This is a genomic window from Candidatus Glassbacteria bacterium, from assembly GCA_019456185.1.
In the GTDB taxonomy this organism is placed as follows: Bacteria; Gemmatimonadota; Glassbacteria; order GWA2-58-10; family GWA2-58-10; genus JAJRTS01.
In genome coordinates, this window is the sequence record VRUH01000058.1 from 1 (window position 1) to 16,986 (window position 16,986).

Annotated in this window: 12 protein-coding genes and 1 pseudogene (1 of these 13 only partly in view); 7 read left to right on the forward strand and 6 right to left on the reverse strand. The window is 60.7% G+C overall.

The annotated features are described in order from the left end of the window. On the reverse strand, nucleotides 1–501 hold a 501-nt coding region (locus FVQ81_15475; GenBank protein MBW7997936.1), incomplete at its 3' end, for a pectate lyase precursor. Nucleotides 502–840: 339 nt separating this feature from the next. Between FVQ81_15475 and FVQ81_15480 the strand changes: the two genes are divergently transcribed. Further along, complete coding sequence (locus FVQ81_15480; protein MBW7997937.1) at nucleotides 841–2,931, forward strand: carbohydrate binding family 9 domain-containing protein; 2,091 nt, start codon at nucleotides 841–843, stop codon at nucleotides 2,929–2,931. Here FVQ81_15480 and FVQ81_15485 read toward each other — a convergent pair whose 3' ends face one another. Continuing rightward, nucleotides 2,932–4,125 carry an MFS transporter gene (locus FVQ81_15485; GenBank protein MBW7997938.1) on the reverse strand — a complete coding sequence of 398 codons (1,194 nt, stop codon included), beginning with the start codon at nucleotides 4,123–4,125 and terminating at the stop codon, nucleotides 2,932–2,934. Between the two features lie 4 nt (nucleotides 4,126–4,129). Further along, nucleotides 4,130–6,226: an ATP-dependent DNA helicase RecG gene (gene recG / locus FVQ81_15490; protein MBW7997939.1), complete on the reverse strand. Its 2,097-nt coding sequence runs from the start codon at nucleotides 6,224–6,226 to the stop codon at nucleotides 4,130–4,132. A gap of 143 nt (nucleotides 6,227–6,369) precedes the next feature. Between recG and FVQ81_15495 the strand changes: the two genes are divergently transcribed. Beyond that, complete coding sequence (locus tag FVQ81_15495; GenBank protein MBW7997940.1) at nucleotides 6,370–7,374, forward strand: hypothetical protein; 1,005 nt, start codon at nucleotides 6,370–6,372, stop codon at nucleotides 7,372–7,374. Nucleotides 7,375–7,458: 84 nt separating this feature from the next. Further along, a complete protein-coding gene (locus FVQ81_15500; protein MBW7997941.1) occupies nucleotides 7,459–8,397 on the forward strand; it encodes a sugar phosphate isomerase/epimerase in 939 nt (312 codons plus the stop codon). A gap of 88 nt (nucleotides 8,398–8,485) precedes the next feature. On the opposite strand, the gene FVQ81_15505 is transcribed toward FVQ81_15500, so the two are convergent. The 3 genes from FVQ81_15505 to FVQ81_15515 all read right to left on the reverse strand — a co-directional run bounded on the left by FVQ81_15505 (nucleotide 8,486) and on the right by FVQ81_15515 (nucleotide 13,780). After that, complete coding sequence (locus FVQ81_15505) at nucleotides 8,486–11,191, reverse strand: cytochrome C (protein MBW7997942.1); 2,706 nt, start codon at nucleotides 11,189–11,191, stop codon at nucleotides 8,486–8,488. Next, entirely contained in the window at nucleotides 11,188–12,267 is a 1,080-nt protein-coding gene (locus FVQ81_15510; protein MBW7997943.1) for a hypothetical protein, read from the reverse strand. Before FVQ81_15510 ends, FVQ81_15505 begins: the two co-directional genes overlap by 4 nt. Nucleotides 12,268–12,574: 307 nt before the next feature. Continuing rightward, a complete protein-coding gene (locus FVQ81_15515) occupies nucleotides 12,575–13,780 on the reverse strand; it encodes a Gfo/Idh/MocA family oxidoreductase (protein ID MBW7997944.1) in 1,206 nt (401 codons plus the stop codon). A 161-nt stretch (nucleotides 13,781–13,941) separates the two neighbouring features. On the opposite strand from FVQ81_15515, the gene FVQ81_15520 reads away from it, so the two are divergent. The 4 genes and pseudogenes from FVQ81_15520 to FVQ81_15535 form a co-directional block, all read left to right on the forward strand. After that, nucleotides 13,942–14,862: an FAD:protein FMN transferase gene (locus tag FVQ81_15520; GenBank protein MBW7997945.1), complete on the forward strand. Its 921-nt coding sequence runs from the start codon at nucleotides 13,942–13,944 to the stop codon at nucleotides 14,860–14,862. A 167-nt stretch (nucleotides 14,863–15,029) separates the two neighbouring features. Beyond that, entirely contained in the window at nucleotides 15,030–16,031 is a 1,002-nt protein-coding gene (locus FVQ81_15525; protein ID MBW7997946.1) for an NAD-dependent epimerase/dehydratase family protein, read from the forward strand. Continuing rightward, on the forward strand, nucleotides 16,001–16,612 hold the full coding sequence (locus tag FVQ81_15530) for a hypothetical protein (protein MBW7997947.1): 612 nt from the start codon (nucleotides 16,001–16,003) through the stop codon (nucleotides 16,610–16,612). Before FVQ81_15525 ends, FVQ81_15530 begins: the two co-directional genes overlap by 31 nt. Nucleotides 16,613–16,968: 356 nt before the next feature. Next, nucleotides 16,969–16,986 (forward strand): annotated as a pseudogene (locus tag FVQ81_15535) (DUF92 domain-containing protein) (it continues 387 nt past the right edge of the window).

Here is a 16,986-nt window from a genome sequence, read left to right on the forward strand (position 1 = left end):
CTCGTCGGTGGCCCAGGAGAAAGACATGTGGTCGAGCACCGCGCGATACCCGTGGCCGAACTGGATCGCATCGGCCCAGGTCACGGGCTGCGCCCGGCTGAACGGACGGCAGCGGATAAAGCGGATGACTATGTCCTCGTAGCGGGCCTGGCCGGTGGGGTCCCAGGTGGTGGAGAGCAGCCCGTGGATCGTGATTCCGGGGCTTGGCGCGGTCTGGCCCAGCACGGTCACCTGTCCCTGGTCGAAATCGATATCGCCCTCGATAACACCGCCCACATCGAAGACGATGATCCTGGGACCGGGCGTGTTGAGCGCTTCGGCCAGGCTGCCGGGACCGTTGTTGTCCAGATTGGTTACATGGATCACCTGGCCGCCGCGCCCTCCGGGAGTGTACGCACCCCAGCCCTCGGCGCCCGGAAAGGCGGGAATAGAATCCTGGCTGAATCCCGCTGAAACGCCTGACAGAACTAGTACCAGGATTGTGGCGGGGACGTTGCGCATGCGTACCTCGGGGAGGCCGGACAGAAATTTGAGGGGTAAGTCAGATTAATTTCTGATGGACATAAACTAATAATACCGAAAGGAGAAATAAAGATCAACGAGTTCCCCCCATCACCGCCATCAGGCTGACTCCGAACAACAGTTGAAGGTTGGTGTCGCGGAATATTTTCCAGTCCTGTTTCTGCATTTACATGACCGTTTTGCGGAATCGCTTTGGGATTGCAGGGCGAATAGCCGGCCTATAGAGATAATAATAGCATAATTCATTGATGAAATACCAGTGCCGCAGTATACTGCTTGTCCCAACTATATGTGAATAGATCAACAGAGGTTAGAAAAATGGCCGGGTTAAAGATAATTGCAAAGGTTGTTATCCTGCTTGCCGCCCTTTGCAGCAGCATGAGAGCTCAGGGCGAGACGAGGAGCATAGTTGCGGTCCAAGCTGGTACCAAGCCGGTTATAGATGGAGTGCTTGACGACATAGTCTGGTCCGGGGCCGATTGGCAGGAGGATTTCATCCAGCTTGAACCATCAATGGGTGAGCCGGCCCGCGCAGCCACCAGGTTCGCAATGGCCTTCGATGACAAGCACGTCTATGCGGCATTCCGCTGTTTCAATCCAACAGGCCCGTCCGCTAATTCGACAGTCACGCGGCGGGATGGTGATATGGATATAGATAACGCGGTTACTTTGTATCTGGACACCTTTCTGAGCCGGCGCGATTGCTATTATTTCTCGACCAATTCCTTGGGCATCCAGGTTGACGGGAGAATAGCTGAGGACGGCAAATCAAATGACAAGAGCTGGGATTGCAACTGGCGGGTGGCCAGCAGTGAGGACTCACTTGGCTGGACCGCCGAAATGGCGATTTCGGTAAGCGAGATTCGCATATCACGTAAAACAGCTGCCGTCTGGGGAGTAAATGTCAGGCGAAACTATCCGGATTATTTCGAAACCAGTTTCTGGGCGGAAAGAGATAAAGCATGGCGGGTATCGCAATCCGGAAGCCTGACCGGTTTACGGGACTTCAAAAAGACATTCAGCGCGGCGCTTTACCCCTACGTCGTGACCCTGGACGCCAACACGGAAGGCACGAAGAGGCGAACGATTTATTCCTCGGGTGGTACGCAAGCCATAACCGGCGCCGACTTGCGCTTTAACGTCGGCTCCTCGGTCAACGGGAACCTTACCTACAATCCTGATTTCGCGACTGTCGAAGCCGACCAGGAAGTGATTAATCTTACACGCTACGAGACTTTTTTCCCTGAAAAGAGGCTGTATTTCTTGGAGGGAGCGGAGCTGTATAAAAATAGAATCAACGTCTTTTATTCTCGGCGGATCGGGGATATTGATTACGGAATAAAAAGTAATGGTCGTATCGGCAAGACCAATTTTTCCGTTCTTTCAGCCAGGGAAAGGGCCGCGGAAGGACAACCCTCCTCGCAGACCTCGGTGCTCAGGCTTCAGCGTGATATACTCGGTTCTTCAAATATCGGACTTCTCGCCATCGACAGAACTTATCCCGGTGGCGGCATCAGGGTTCTGAGCACGGATGCGACGATTTATTTTCTCGGAACCGGTAAATTCACCTCGCAGGCAATCGGTAGTTTCCCATCGGGTGATGGCAAGTTCACGAAAGCATATTTTCTGCGGGCGGCCAGGGAAAACGAACTCTATCACTACCATCTGCGGTTCACGAATATCGATCCCGGCTTCAAGGACAATGTCAACACGGTGGGCTTTATCCGGGATGACGACCGCAGGGAACTGGACAGCGATATTACGTACAGGTGGTGGCTCAAGCGGCATGGAGTGGAGAGAATCAGTTTTGAAACGCGCAACAACGTTTTCTGGAGCCACAGCGGCGCGCTGCGTAATGTCAAGTTGAGCCAGTCGCTAGGTGTTACGCTAACCAACAAAATATCTGTAGGGTTTTCCAATCAATACCTTACAGAGTTGTTCGAAAAGCGATTTCGGAATCATACGATGGTAGCCGAGGTGAGCTACAACGAAGAGCAGTGGAATCAAATCAAATTCGTTTATCAGCAGGGCAGGAACTTCGAAAGGAACCTGGATAACTGGATCATCCGGCCGCGTGTCAAGCTGGGCAACAAGTTGGCCCTGGACTACAAGTTTCAGGTAGTGAAGTTCTCGCCCGATACTCATGATAACAGAGTAGTGAACGTGTTGACGGCGGATTACAATTTTACGAATGACATCTACCTCCGCCTGTTCACTCAACATGACAGCAGAAACGATCGGTTCTACGTCTATGGCCTGTTCGGCTGGCGTTTCAAGCCGCCGTTCGGGGCGCTGTACCTTGCTTATACGGCCGACAGGTTCGACACGCTTGATGACAGTTACCTGCCGGTTGAGAGGGAAAATGAACGGACATTTTTCGTCAAGCTCACCGTACCCTTAAACCTGTAATCATTTTCCTGACCGGCGGGGCATGGTTACCGCCAGCACGGACGCGCCGGCCAGTCCCAGCATCGCCCCGGCCACAAATACCGCATCCAGCCGCCAGGTCTGCTCCACCCAGAGCATCAGCAGCGGCCCCACGGTCTGCCCGATCCTGATCACCAGGCCGTTGGCGGCCATGAAGGCCGCGCGGTAGTGGTCCGGGGCCAGTTCGTTGAGGTGGATCTGGATCACCGGGATATTGATCCCCTGCGCCAGGCCGTAAAGCACGGTGGTGATCAGGAAATACGGCAGGGCTTCCACAAGGGGCACCGTGAACATCGCGGCCGCATACAGGCAGAACCCCGCAACCACCAGCTTTTTCACCGAAAACTTCGACAACAGCCAGCCGGCGCGGGTGCTGACTATCCCGGTAGTGATCGACAGGGTGGACATGATCAGGCCGATAACGACCGGGCCGGCGCCGAAATCACCGCCGAGAAGCAGCGGGAAGTAGGTGATGTAACTGCCGTAGAGGATCACGAACGCGATCAGCGACGCAGCGAAAAGTCCCGCCACCTGAGGGTCGGTAAAGCCCGTGAGTACGTTGCGGAAATAAGAGCCCAGACTTTCCGGTTTGATTGTTCTGGGGTTTTCAAGGTACTTCCAGACCAGCAGGGCCAGCGGGATCGCCACGGCCGAAAGCGCGAACGGGTAATACCAGCCCGCGGCCGCCAGCATTCCGCCAAGCGCCGGATAGCCGGCTGTACCCATGCTGAGAACACCGGCGTTGTATCCCAGAGCCTCCGCCCGGCTGCGGCCCATGTACAGGTCACCGATCAGCGTGACATTGAGGGCGAACAGCGACGCGGCTCCCGTGCCCTGCAGCACCCTGAAAATTATCAGCATTCCAAAATCGCGGGAAAAGCTGCAGGCTACTCCGGCCGCGCCGAACAGCAGCAGCGAGGGCACCATTACGGCCTTACGGCCCACCCGGTCGGCCAGCACGCCGAGCACGGGCGCCAGCACCACGCCCGGCAGCGTGAACAGGATCACCAGCAGCCCCACCTGGCCGGAGCTGAGCCCCAGTTCCCGCGCTATCTTCGGAAACGCCGGAGCGATCACCGCCACCCCCATCACCGCCATCAGGGTGACTCCGAACAACAGTTGAAGGTTGGTGTCGCGGTAGATTTTCTTGCCGTTGCCGATGTCCTGTTCTCTCATTGCATCATCCGATTTTCAGGAACTCCACCCGGCTGTGAAAGCGGCGGATCAGTTCGCGGCGCAGCGGACGGTTGGTTTCGTTGTGCAGGTACGGGTCGGCGGTCAGGATTTCCCGGGCCGTCTGGCGGGCCTCCACCAGCACCGGGTAGTCCTCCAGCAGGTCCGCGCAGCGAAGATCGGGCAGACCGCTCTGGCGGCGGCCGAAAAAGTCGCCGGGGCCGCGGAGGCGAAGGTCCTCCTCGCTGATCTTGAATCCGTCGGTGGTGGAAGTCAGGATTTCGAGCCGCCCCATGCTGTCCGCTCCGGCATCTGCGCCGGGTACCAGCAGGCACCAGCTGTCCAGGTCGCTGCGTCCCACCCGTCCGCGAAGCTGGTGCAGTTGGCTGAGGCCGAACCGCTCCGCGCCCTCGATCACGATCACCGTGGCGTTGGCGACATCGATCCCCACCTCGATCACGGTGGTGCCGACCAGCACCGCGGCCACGCCGTTCTCGAACGCGGACATCGCCGCTTCCTTTTCCTCCGGCTTCATCCGGCCGTGAAGCATGACAACCTGCCTGTCCGGGAACACCTTGTCGCGGTAGTGGGCGAATACCGCCTCGGCCGCGGCCAGTTCGTCCTCAGGGTTGTCCTCGATCCTGGGGCAGACCACGTAGGCCTGCTCGCCGCCGGCCACCCGTTCGGCCACGAACCGCTCCATTTCCGCCCGTTTTCGACTGGGGACCACATGGGTATTCACCGGCTTGCGCCCCGCCGGCAGTTCGTCGATCACCGAGATGTCCAGGTCGCCGTAGAGGGTCAGCGCCAGGCTGCGCGGGATCGGCGTGGCGGTCATCACCAGGCAGTCCGTGTGCTGTCCTTTTTGCCGCAGGCTCAGCCGCTGGTTGACCCCGAAGCGGTGCTGCTCGTCGATTACGGCCAGCCCGAGGTCGGCGAATTCGACCCCTTGCTGGATCAGCGCATGGGTGCCCACCACGATTTGCGCCTCGCCCGAGGCGATCCGCGCCGCCTGTTCCCGTTTGACCGCGGCGCTCTGACGGCCCAGCAGCAGGGCCGGTTCGATTTCCAGGGGCGCCAGCAGACGGCACAGGGTCCGCCAGTGCTGGTCGGCCAGCACCTCGGTGGGAGCCATCACGGCCGCCTGGTAGCCGTTCTCGACAGCGCGCAGCGCGGCGATCAGCGCGACGATTGTTTTGCCGCTGCCGACATCGCCCTGCACCAGACGGTTGAGCGGATGTTCGCCGGTCAGGTCGGAGTCGATCTCGCGGATCACTTTCTTCTGTGCGCCGGTAAGCTCGAACGGCAGGGCCGCGGCCAGTTTTTTCAGCAGGTGGTTGTGCTTTTTGTACGGCCGGACCCTCGCGGCCTGGCCCACGTGGAACTTACGGCCCAGCAGCATCAGCTCCAGGTAAAACAGCTCATCGAACGCCAGTGCGCGATGGCCCTGGCGGGCAGCGGATACTGATCCGGGACGGTGGACCGCCTCGAGCGCAGCGTTACGCTCGGGCAGGGAGAACCGTTCGCGGAGCGATTCGGGCAGATGGTCTTCGAGCTTTTCGCCGGTGTCCAGCGCGGCGCAAACCATCCGTCTCAGCGTTTTCTGCCCCAGGCCCTCGGTTGCGGGATAGACCGGCATGACTACGCCGGGGGATTCGCCGTCCCCCCGGGTTTCCTCCACCTGCTCGTATTCCGCGGGATTGAGCAGGAGTTTGCCCCGCCAGCGGCGGACGTCGCCGTAAACCAGCCAGCGCTGGTCTTTTTTGATCGTGCCGGAGAGAAACGCACGGCCGAAAAACGGGCAGCTTATCTTCCCGCTACCGTCGGCCAGCACCGCCTCGAACCCCAGTCTGCGCCCGCCGCGGCCGGTGATCTCGCGCGCCGCGGCTACTTTCCCCAGCACCGCCCTTTCCCGGTCGCCGGCGCGCAGGGAGCCGATCGGCACTACATTGGTGGCGTCGATATACCGCCGGGGGAACAGGTAAAGCAGGTCGTAGACCCGTTCCACCCCGATCCGGGCCAACTGCTCGGAACGTCTGGGCCCGATTCCGGGCAGAAACCGGACCCGCATCTGGTGCTCGATCTTTTTACCTTTGACGGCCATCGGCTGCCCCGGTAAACAGGTTAGACCCCTGCTGGCAAAGATCAATCTGCTTGAAATCAGGTAATATCACTTGTAGATTCGGCGTTTGCGGCATAGATTTTAGTGGCTTGCAACTTTTTACCACCCCCGGGAAACAAGATAAGATGCACTCCAGCCTGAGAACACCATTTATTTGGACAGTCGCCGCCTGTCTGATCTCTATGCTGCCGTTAACAGCCCAGCAGGATTCCACGGCCGCCGATACCTCCTCCTCCGCAGACTCGGTCCAGGCCACGCCAGTCGAGAGCATGACCCTGTTCCCCGTTGACAGTTCGCTTGCGACCGACAGCCTGGCTGTGCCCGACAGTCCGCCCGGCGCCGCGGATTCGGGAGCGGTCCAGCCGGCGATAGCCGACAGTACGGGAACGGTTGCTCCGGCCACGCAGGCTGACCAGGCAAAAAAACCGGAAATTCCCGACCGCAAACCGGCCTCGAAACCGGGCGCGCTGCCCGTGGAGGTTATCGACTGGGACTGGGATGATTACACGCATGTTACCGAGCTGGGGCTGCGGAATCTGGATAGCGGACGCGAGTACGAACTTGGTAAAAACGAGATTTACACCGAGATCCGGGAGCGGCAGAAGAGCGCCCGGCTTTGGGTCTGGGGGGAACAGAGCAGTCTGGGCGACGGGTTCTGGGCATTCGAGGTGACGGAGTTCGAGCCCCTGCTGACCCTGGCTGCCGCCGAGGCGGACAGTATCGCCCGGGCCGACAGTATCGCCCGGGTCGACAGTATCGCAGTGGCCGACAGTATCGCAGTGGCCGACAGTATCGCCGTGGCTGACAGCGTGGCCCGTGCCGACAGTGTCGCCGCGGCCGCCGGGGTAGTATCAACCGACACTACAGCCGCCGCTGCTGATTCGACAGCACCATCGGTTCAGGCCTCCGGCCCTGCCGCTGCCGACAGCTCGTCGGCAGCCACGGATACGGCCGCCGCAGCCGCGCAACAGGCGCGGACGGACACGCTTGCAACGCCAGCGCCCGTCTCGGACACTACTGCCGCTGCAGCAGACAGTACGGGCAGTCCGGCGGCGGCGGATACGCCAGGGCGGCCGGCCCAGGCCGGAAGCGGCAGAGGCGGCAATGCCCCGGAAGGGAAAAAACCGTAAGCCAGTACCTGAATGAGCGATGGCGAATAGGACAGAGAGTATCAGCTTACACTTTCAGTTAACCTCAACCTGCGAGGTATCTCGATGAGTGAGCGAAACATGATTTCGCGGCGAAATTTTCTGGCGTTCGGCACCGGCGTTCTGGGCTCCACCCTGGCCCTGGCCTGCGGAGGCGGTGCTCAGCAATCGGCCGAGTCAGACGGTTCGGCAGCGGCGGAGATGCCCGCCGGCGGCAGTGCGGCCAAAACCGCCGGCGCCTATGCCGGCCTGCGGGTAGGCGTACAGAGCTACTGTTTCCGCAATTTCAGGGATCACGCCCAGTTGAAAGGTTTCATCCATACTCTCGGGCTGCAATCGATCGAACTTTGGCCCGACGGTCACCTGCCGGTGGATACGCCCGCCGATGAGCTGGCCCGGATTGTCGCCGATTACAAGGCGGACGGGATCAGTATCGACGCCTGCGGGGTAGTGGGATTCAAGAACGATGAGGCCGCCGCCCGCAAGATATTCGAGTACGCGAAAGTGCTTGGCGTGCTGGGTATCAGCGCCGCGCCGTCCCACGATGCTCTGCCGCTGATGGTTAAACTTACCGAGGAGTACGGTATCCCGATCGCGATCCACAACCACGGGCCGGGCGATAAGCTTTACGGCACGGCTGAATTGATCCGCGAGCACCTGGCCCCGCTGCCCTCCAGCGTGGGACTGTGCGTGGACACCGGCCATTTCCAGCGTGTTGGAGCCGACCCGCTGGCGGTGATCGACGAGTTCGCCGAGCGGATCAACGGGCTTCACCTGAAGGACATGGTGCTCACCGGCGAGAAGAACGACAGGGGCGATCCGCTGTGGGAGGACGCGATTATCGGCAAAGGCAGCCTGGACCTGCCCGCGCTGGTGCGTAAGCTGAAGGAGATCGGGTTCGACGGCTACTGCTCGCTGGAGTACGAGAGCGACCCGGATAACCCGATCCCGGCGATGCAGGAGTGCCTGGCCGAGCTGCGCTCGGCCTGTGAGGGAGTGGCGTAAGAAAGATTAAAGAACACGGGAGTTGAGCAATAAAAGAGGCGCGAACCACCCGGTCCGCGCCTCTTTGCTTTCAGCAATGTAATGTTCCTCAATAGCCCAGCTTCTCGAACCCGCCCTTGTTGCGCACCATCCGCTGTATATTCTCGTGGTGGATCGGATTCTCCATCTCCTGAATGTGGCAGACAGTGCAGTTTTTCACGTTGGCGCCGATCGCATACGGCTCCCCCTGGTACTGCATGGGCTGGAGCACGTCGCGGTAGGTGTCATGGGGGTTGAGCACCGGGTAAACGGCGTGCGGGGACCCGTGGCAGGCTATGCAGTTGATCAGCCCGTTGTCTTTGTAGTTGCGGTACAGCTCCCTGGTGGTAGGGTTGTAGTTGTTGAACGCGCGCGCTCCCGGCCCGGGCTGCCCAAAATCCACGTGGCAGGCGAAACAGTCAGGCAGATCCAGCCAGGGCGTACGGCCGTGGACGCTGTCTTTGGGCATGCTCCCGATCTGAATATGCCTGGCCAGCTCGGCGGCGCGAGGTTTGTCTTTCTCGGCGTTAAGCAGGCTGACAGCCATCTCGTTCATGTCGCCGTGGCAGTTGCCGCAGACCAGCTTGCCCTTTTCAAAAGCGAGGCCGTGCACGCCTCGAAAGTAGCGGGTAACCCCTCCCCTGGCCACCGGATGGCAGTAGTAACAGGCCTCGTCTTTCAACTCGCCCATGTAGTTGGCGTGCCAGCCGTGCATCGCCGCGCTGAAATTGAGCACGCCCTCGGTTCCCTCTGCTCCCAGCGCCGGGTCGGCATGGCAGCTCTGGCATCGTTGAGGGTTGCCGTCGATGGCCTGCTGGTAGAGCTGCGTGCCCTCGTGGTAGTCGTGAACCTTGAGGATGTTCGTCGCGGTCTCGTCGGAAATACCGGCGCCCAGCTTGCGGGGTTCACCGCCGTGGCAGCGCCAGCAGTCGGCCTCGGTGCTCACCGGGGCGACAACTTTTGTGGATGCCAGCAGCTCGCCGTTCGCGCTGTCGCGCGCCTCGATATCGATCACCGGGTAGGAGTCGAACTTGCCGTCGTCGCGGTAGGGCAGCAGCGGGATAGACTTGGCCTCGTAGCGCTCCCATTCTTCATCGAACTTAAACGTCCCCCCGGCGGCCGCGTTGCCCTTCAGACCGGCATTTTGCTCCAGTTTGGCGCCGTAGAGTTTATCGGCGAAATCCCAGAAGCGCGTATGCCTGGCCGGGTTGGCATGCTGCGCGGGCGCCTTGTAACTGATAGTCACGCCGCTGGTGATCCGCTCGGGCAGCGGGTCGCGGCGGATTAACTGGGCCTGCAGCGTATTGCCCGGCGGCAGAAAGCTGAAAAACTCGTCGCAGTCGCTCACGGAGTGCATGCCCTGGTCGTTCCAGACCAGCAACACATATTCGCTGGAGTCCGGATCGAACGGCGGGATTTCGGTTTTCTCGGGCGGGGGGCCCGGGCCCTGCCTTGAGCCTCCTGTATACGGAGATTCCCGTGCGGGCAGTTCGCGGCCCAGGATGCCGTTCCAGATAAACGAGACCAGCGCCAGTTTCTCCTCGCTGGTGCCCAGGAACGGCGGCATGTAGCCCAGGATTTTTCCCTGGCCCGATATCTGCGCCACCAGGCCCTGGAAGCCGTACGGCTCCACCTTGGGGACAATGTCGTTCTGAAGGCCGCCAACCGTGTGGCAGGCCATGCATTCCAGGTTGAACACCTCGCGGCCCGCCTCGACCAGGTTGTCGTCGGTTACGTGGTCAATCGCGCTCCACTTGGCCAGCTTGAGCACCCCCTCTTCGTTGATCCTGGCGGCGTCGGCCTTGAGGATCGAGTTGGAGTACATGTAGCCGAACAGGACGTAGGGCTTGCGGGAAATCTCACGGATGTATTCGAACCCGCCCATCCACATCAGGCCGACCGGGACCAGCACCACCACGGCCAGGCGCTGAATCGACAGCGATTTGCTGTTGCTCATGACGATCCCGAGCAGGAAAATCAGCACCGTGGCCGCCACCAGGTAGTTGACCCACATCCCGGTGAGCTTGTTCATCTCGAACGCCACTTCACGGACCTCGGGCGGGACGGCGTAGAAATACCAGGCGGCCGAGGGGATCAGGCCCAGCAGCGGATAGAGCAGCCACTTGGTGCAGTAGGAGACCATCCGCTGGCGAAACGCCCGGTCTTCGAGAAACAGTGTGGTCACGTAGCCGAACAGGCCGGCGAAGGTGAAGGCGATAAAGCTGCGGAAGAACAGCGACGGCCAGTAGGTGGGATTGAAAAAGCCGTCCCAGAACTCGCGGGTCTCCAGCCAGTCGCCGGGAGTGAGCATGAAGTCGATAATCCCGACGATCACCACCATGCTGAGCCAGGCGAACAGGAAGTAAAGGAAACTTATCCGCAGCCGCGCCTTGCGGCTCATCTTGTCGTACTGGTAGTGATAGATCAGCAGGGCAACTATCTCGCCGAGAAAGAACACCCACTCGATAGCCCAGCCGAACACGAAGTTATGGATCAGTATGGCGGTTGCCGCCGGGCTTACCAGGGAAATAATGAACCAGATCCCCACGCCGGTAATCCCGCCGAACACCATCGTCAGCAGCAGGAAAAACCAGATATGCTTTTTGAGATAACCGTGGATCTCGGGGCTGTTTTCGCGGAAGCCTTTAATGTCGGTCAGCCAGAGGAACAGCCCGCCGCCGACCGCAAGGTGCGAGATATAAACATGGGGGATTGCAATCAGGGCGATCAGGCTGCCGCCACCCATGGTCAGGAGTTCCCAGACAGGATAATTCATTGCCTAGCCTCCTCCCCATCGCCAAACGCCCACTTGAACATCAGGTACAAAATCACCAGCCCGGCGACAAAAATCACCAGGAACAGGCTGAAAATACCGTACTGCGGGTCCATCGCCACGTCTTCAATTCTGAAATACTGTTCGAGATAGCCGGTGCGCAGGAGCGTGCGCATCACGATCATCGTGACCACGGTCAGCACCAGCAGGATAACTGTCGGCCAGAGGCGTTTGAGCACGGCGGACATGGTCGCGGCAATCGCCAGGATTATCGCAGCGAACAGGGTGGTGGTATAGAGCATGTTCTGGCCCATGTAAAGCATCATCACCTCACGCGGCAGGGAGATCAACAGCCAGAAACCGAGCACGATCTGGATCATGGTCGCCACTCCGAAAATGCCCAGGCCTTTGTTGATTTTCTCCCCGGCTCCCTCGACACCTTTCTTGCGGCGGAAATCCCAGACTATCGCACTGAACAGCCCGGCCACCGCGATACTGGCGGTGATAAAGTGCAGGTAGCGCGGCCACAGCACCGGATCATCGGTGTTGAGCAGCGTGCCGCCGCGGTTGTCGAAATAGCGCGTCCACTCTTCGGGCTGGAGCATCATGCTGATATTGTTCTGGAACGTGAATGCCACATAGAGCAGCAACGCGCAGGTGATTGTCAGGGTCAGCGTGGCCAGCGCACCGGTGGTGTAAAGCTTGCGGGAGGTAACATACGCGCTGTAATAGGCGATTATCACGGCCGGGATAACCATGATCCAGTACTTGGCCAGCAGCACCGAACTGCTGTAAAAGAATTGTCCGTAGAGCACCTGGACAAACAGGAGGGGAGCTACTCCGAAGGTTACAGCCACCGCCAGCGTACCGGGGATTTTCCTTGCGAAAATATCCGGCTGGTTCTGCTCGGGACTTTTCGCCCCGCCGCTCAAGCGCCTGAACAGCAGAATCAGGCTGCCGCCCAGCACGACATTGATAAACAGCAGGTGGAGCGTCAGGGTCAGCATGCCCAGAAACTCCAGGATCCACCACGGGGCGGGAAGCACCTCGGCGTAGGGGATCAGCTTGGCCGGGTCCATAACTCGACTCCTGGGTAAATTGATGTGATATCAGAAGTAGTATCGAGAAGAGTTCTCGAGCTGCTCAAAACGCTGCCGCACCCGTTGCAGGTACGAAATATTTCTGTGATGGAATCTGCCGCCTGCGGGTTAACAAGCAAGCGGCGGAAGTGTAATACTCTTACGCTGGCAGGAAAGAAACCCGGCTCGTTGCGCCGAGTTTGACACATTATTCTCCGACTTCGTTCAACCTACCAATTCTAGATACTGGAGTCAAACTATATTTGTTACAACATTCACGCCCGTCCAAGGCCATGCCCGTCTCGGCTCAGAGTTCCACTACCCGGCCGCTGTCGGCGGCTGCGGTGGCCGCGATACAGATCCGGGTGACCTCGAACGGATCGTCGGCGGAGATGATATGCTGGCGCTGGCCGCGAAGGCTGGCGCAGAAATCGGGGAACCACTGTGCCGGCGGACTTTGCAGCTCCACGTTGCGCGGGCCGTTTGCGTGGGTTATCAGTTCGACAGTTTCTTCGAGGTCTTTCTTCTCGATCACGCCCTCGGAACCGATCACCCGCAGACGGTCGTCGCCGTGGGTCGGGGCCTCGGCGGGGCGAAGGTAGTCGGCGGTTACCGCGCCGGTGCCGCCGCCCTCGAACTCCAGGTTAACCACCGCGTTGTCCTGTGCGCCCGGATAGCCGTCATGGGCCATGTTGCCGTGGAACGCGCTTACCCGTCGTACGGGCCGGTCCATCACCCAGTACAGCCAGTCGATTGCATGGATCGCCACCCAGAGGATAGTCCCGCCGTAGATTTCGCGGTGACGGTAGAACCACGGGCGCTCCTCGCCCCAGCGGTACGATTTCTGCCCGCGCGCCATCACCGGAATGCCGATTGCTCCGGCGGCCACCATCTGCTTGATCGTGTAGTAGGCAGGCGGGAACCTCATGGCGAACATCGCGGTAAGACGCACGTTGTTCTGGCCCACGGCGGTGTGCAGCATCGCCAGGTCATCGAAGGTGACCGCCAGCGGCTTCTCGCTCATCACGTGGATTCCGCGCTCGGCGGCCGCGGCACTGGCGAACGGGTTACGGGCGTAGGGCAGCGCCACCACAACGATATCCAGCTCTTCCCTGTCCAGCATCTCCTGGTAGGTCTCGTAGACTTTCGTTCCGCCTTTCGACCACGGCTGGCCCTCGACCCACTTGCGCCTGGCGTCCAGATCGTATGACCCCCCGCGGACGCTGCCGTCGGTGTTGTACTTCCAGCTGCCGTCCTCGAACGCATGGGCGGTGATCATGGCCCCCGTGACCTCCTGCAAGGTCTGGAACACCATGTAGGTATGCCCCGTCGTGCCGATCATCCCGACCCGCAGCGGAGCGCCGGGATCGAGCACCGCCTCGGCAGCGCGCAGGCTTCGCCCGAACGCTCCCAGACCAGCCGCGGCCATCGATGCCGCTCCCAGAGTGCGGATAAACTGACGTCTGCCGGGATGAGTGCCGCCGCTGCCGGTATCTTTTCTGGAGTCAATCATGCAGTCCTCCGGTATGAGGTATTTTAGTTTGCGCTCAGTCAGATTATTTCCTGGAGCTTAGCTTTGCGGATATGTAGTATATTAATAAGCGCGCGTGATGGCCGCCAGAGACTGCGGGCAATTCATAACTGAAGAAAGTATCTGACCGGAGAGAAATCCGGATGGTCGAGCAGCAGCTTGAATACTACGAGGGCCGCGAAAAGCTGATGGGCACCATCTTCCGTCTGCACGCGTTCCATGCGCCGGGGCAGGGGAAGTGGATGCGCGAGCTGGCAGACCTCCTGTTCGATACGCTCCAGGAAGACGACCGTCGGCTGAGCATCTACCAGGCCGGCAGCACGGTGAACCGGATCAACGCCGCCGCGGGAGATGGGCCGGTGGAGGTTGACGAGGACACGTTCGAGTTGTTCAGCGAGGCGCTGCGCTGGTGGAAAATCACCGGCGGGCTGTTCGACATCACTGTCGGCGCGATGATGCTGGCCTTCGGTTACTACAGAAACGCGGCGCTGCCCTCCATCGAGGCGCCCTCGATCGACCGCCTCCCCGAGCTGACCGGCTGCGACAAGATTGCGCTCGACCCGGACCGGCGGACTGTGCTGCTGACCCGCAGGGGCATGACAGCGGACCTGGGCGGGTTCGCCAAGGGGTGGGTCGTCCACCGCCGGAGCGGAATTTTGCGCGAGGCCGGCTTGACCGATTTCGTGATCAGCGCCGGCACCAGCACCGTGCTGGCCTCGGGCGCGCCGCCGGGCGAGGAGGGTTGGCCGACCGAGCTGGAAAACTACGGGGCCGGGCAGCTCGAACTGGATTCACTGGTGCTGAAGAACAGCGCGGTCAGTGTCTCCGCCAATTACCGCAATACCCGCGGCGGGCCCGGCGGAATCACGATCCGCCATATCATGAACCCGCTGACATTCGAACCGGTGGAGGACATGCGGAGGGTTGTGGTGACCGGTCCCCGGGCCGATGAATGCGAGGCGCTTTCGACCGCCTTCCTGATTCAGGGCGCGCCGGAGGGCGTGTTTTCCCTGACCGGCCGGCCGGATATCACCGTGCATTTCGATTTTCCCACCGACCGGTAGCTTTTCTGATATGCGGATTTTTTTCCAGATGAAAAAAAAGCATAACAGTTTGGCTCCATCCGAAAAACACCCTTACAGGTTGCGTTTTCCAGCGTAAGCCTATAAATTTAAACTAATTCGCAGGCCGCTCACTATTTCCGGGTGGCTTTTTTTTCGGGCGGGAGCCAATGAGAATATTCCTGACCGGCGCCAATGGTTTTTTCGGCAGCAGACTGGCCGACCAGCTTTCCCGCGACAGCGGCCACGAACTGGTGCTTCTCGTCCGCGGGGGCCGCAGCGCCAACGCACCTTCCGGCGCGAATGTCCGCGTGGTGACGGGTGATCTGACCGAACCGGGATCGTACGCTGCGGAGCTGGCCGGTTGCGACGCGGTGGTGCATACGGCCGCTGCTGTGTCAACCTGGGCGCGGGATAAATCCGTGTTCGAGCGGGTCAACGTCCGGGGCACTCTCGACCTGATCGAAAAAGCGACCGCCGGCGGCGTCGGCAAGATCATCTACGTTTCGTCTTTCCTCGCGCTGCCTCCCTCTCCCGCCGGCGCTGTGCTCGATGAATCGGTTCAACTGGAGCGCGATACACATTACAACGACTACGAACTCACCAAGTACCGGGCCAACCTCGAGGTTTCGAGGCTTATCCGGGACGGTGCGCCGGTGGTGGTGCTCTACCCCACCGTGATGTACGGACCCGGTCCGCTGACAGCCGGCAACCTGGTGGTGAACATGGTAATCGACCATCTGCTGGGCAGGCTCCCGGCCCGTCTGGGCGACGGGACCCAGACCTGGAATTTCGCTTATGTCGATGACGTGGTCCGGGGAGCGGTCCGGGCGCTGGAGGCCGGCCGGCCGGGAGACAGGTTTATCCTGGGGGGAGAGAACGTGACTCTGAACGAGTTTTTCGAAATAGTGCATCGGGTCACCGGCAAGGCCCCGCCACGGATCGCGCTGCCCTGGCCGGTTGCACGCATGGCCGGTGCCGCCGAGGAACTGCTGGCCTGGCTCACCGGGCGGATTCCCCGGACTACCCGTGGAGTAATCGATATCTTCCGGCTCAACTGGGCCTACGACTCCGCCCACGCGCGCGACGAACTGGGTTACGCCCCCTTATCTCTGCAGGATGGAATGAAGCGGACAGTGGCATGGCTGCGCAGCGAGGGGCTGGCTACATGACCGGAGAAACCAAGCGCCAGATCGAGCATATCCTCCCGCTGAGTTTCGCTTTCCTGCTGCCGTACATGAGCTTGTGGCAGGCGGTGCTCTGCTGTGCCGGCGCGGGAGTCTACGGCCTGTTTGTCTCCGGCAGGGTCAACCGCGACGGGGTACGTGAGGATGAAAGAAAGCGCGGCTGGAGTGTCGGCAAGATCAGCTATGCGCTGGTGGTGCTTGCGTTGATTCTCCTGTTTCGCGAGCGGGTCCATATCGCCTGCGGAGCCTGGGCAGTGCTCGCCCTCGGCGATTCGCTCAGTAACCTGGCGGGCCGGAGATGGGGCAGAGGCACTATCCCGTGGTCGTCCCACCGGACCTGGCCGGGCACTATCGCCTACGCCGTCTCATCGTGGGCCGGATCGTTGCTCCTGGTCTACTGGGCCGTCCGGGTCACCGGGTACACTCTGCCCGCGTTTGCAGTGGTGGCGGCAGGCTGCCTGGCTGCCGCTGTTGTGGCGGCGCTGGTGGAAACCCTGCCGCTGCCGCTCGACGATAACCTGACCTGTCCGCTGGCCGCGGCGGGTGTGATGGCTCTGGTGCTGTAGTCCTCAGGGGGTCTCGAAAATAATGATTAAATTTCTCACAGCCTATCCGCTGGCCGAGGCTGTCGGTATAACGGCGGCGTTCGGGATCACAGCCCGGTTGCTGGGTACGGTCAGTACCAGCGGGCTGGCCGGCGGTGTGGTGGTTGGCAGCGCAATCTATTATTTTTCCGGTTGGCCCGGATTCGCGGTGCTGGGTGCGTTTTTCGTGCTGGCGAGCGTTTTGACCAGACTGGGCTGCCGCCGCAAGAGCGAACTGGGCGCGGCTCAGGGGGACAGCGGCAGGCGAGGAGCCCGGCACGCGGCGGCCAACTGCGCAGCCGGAGTAATCCTGGCCGCCGCCTGTAAATTCAGCGGCGGTGATACGGTTATCGCCG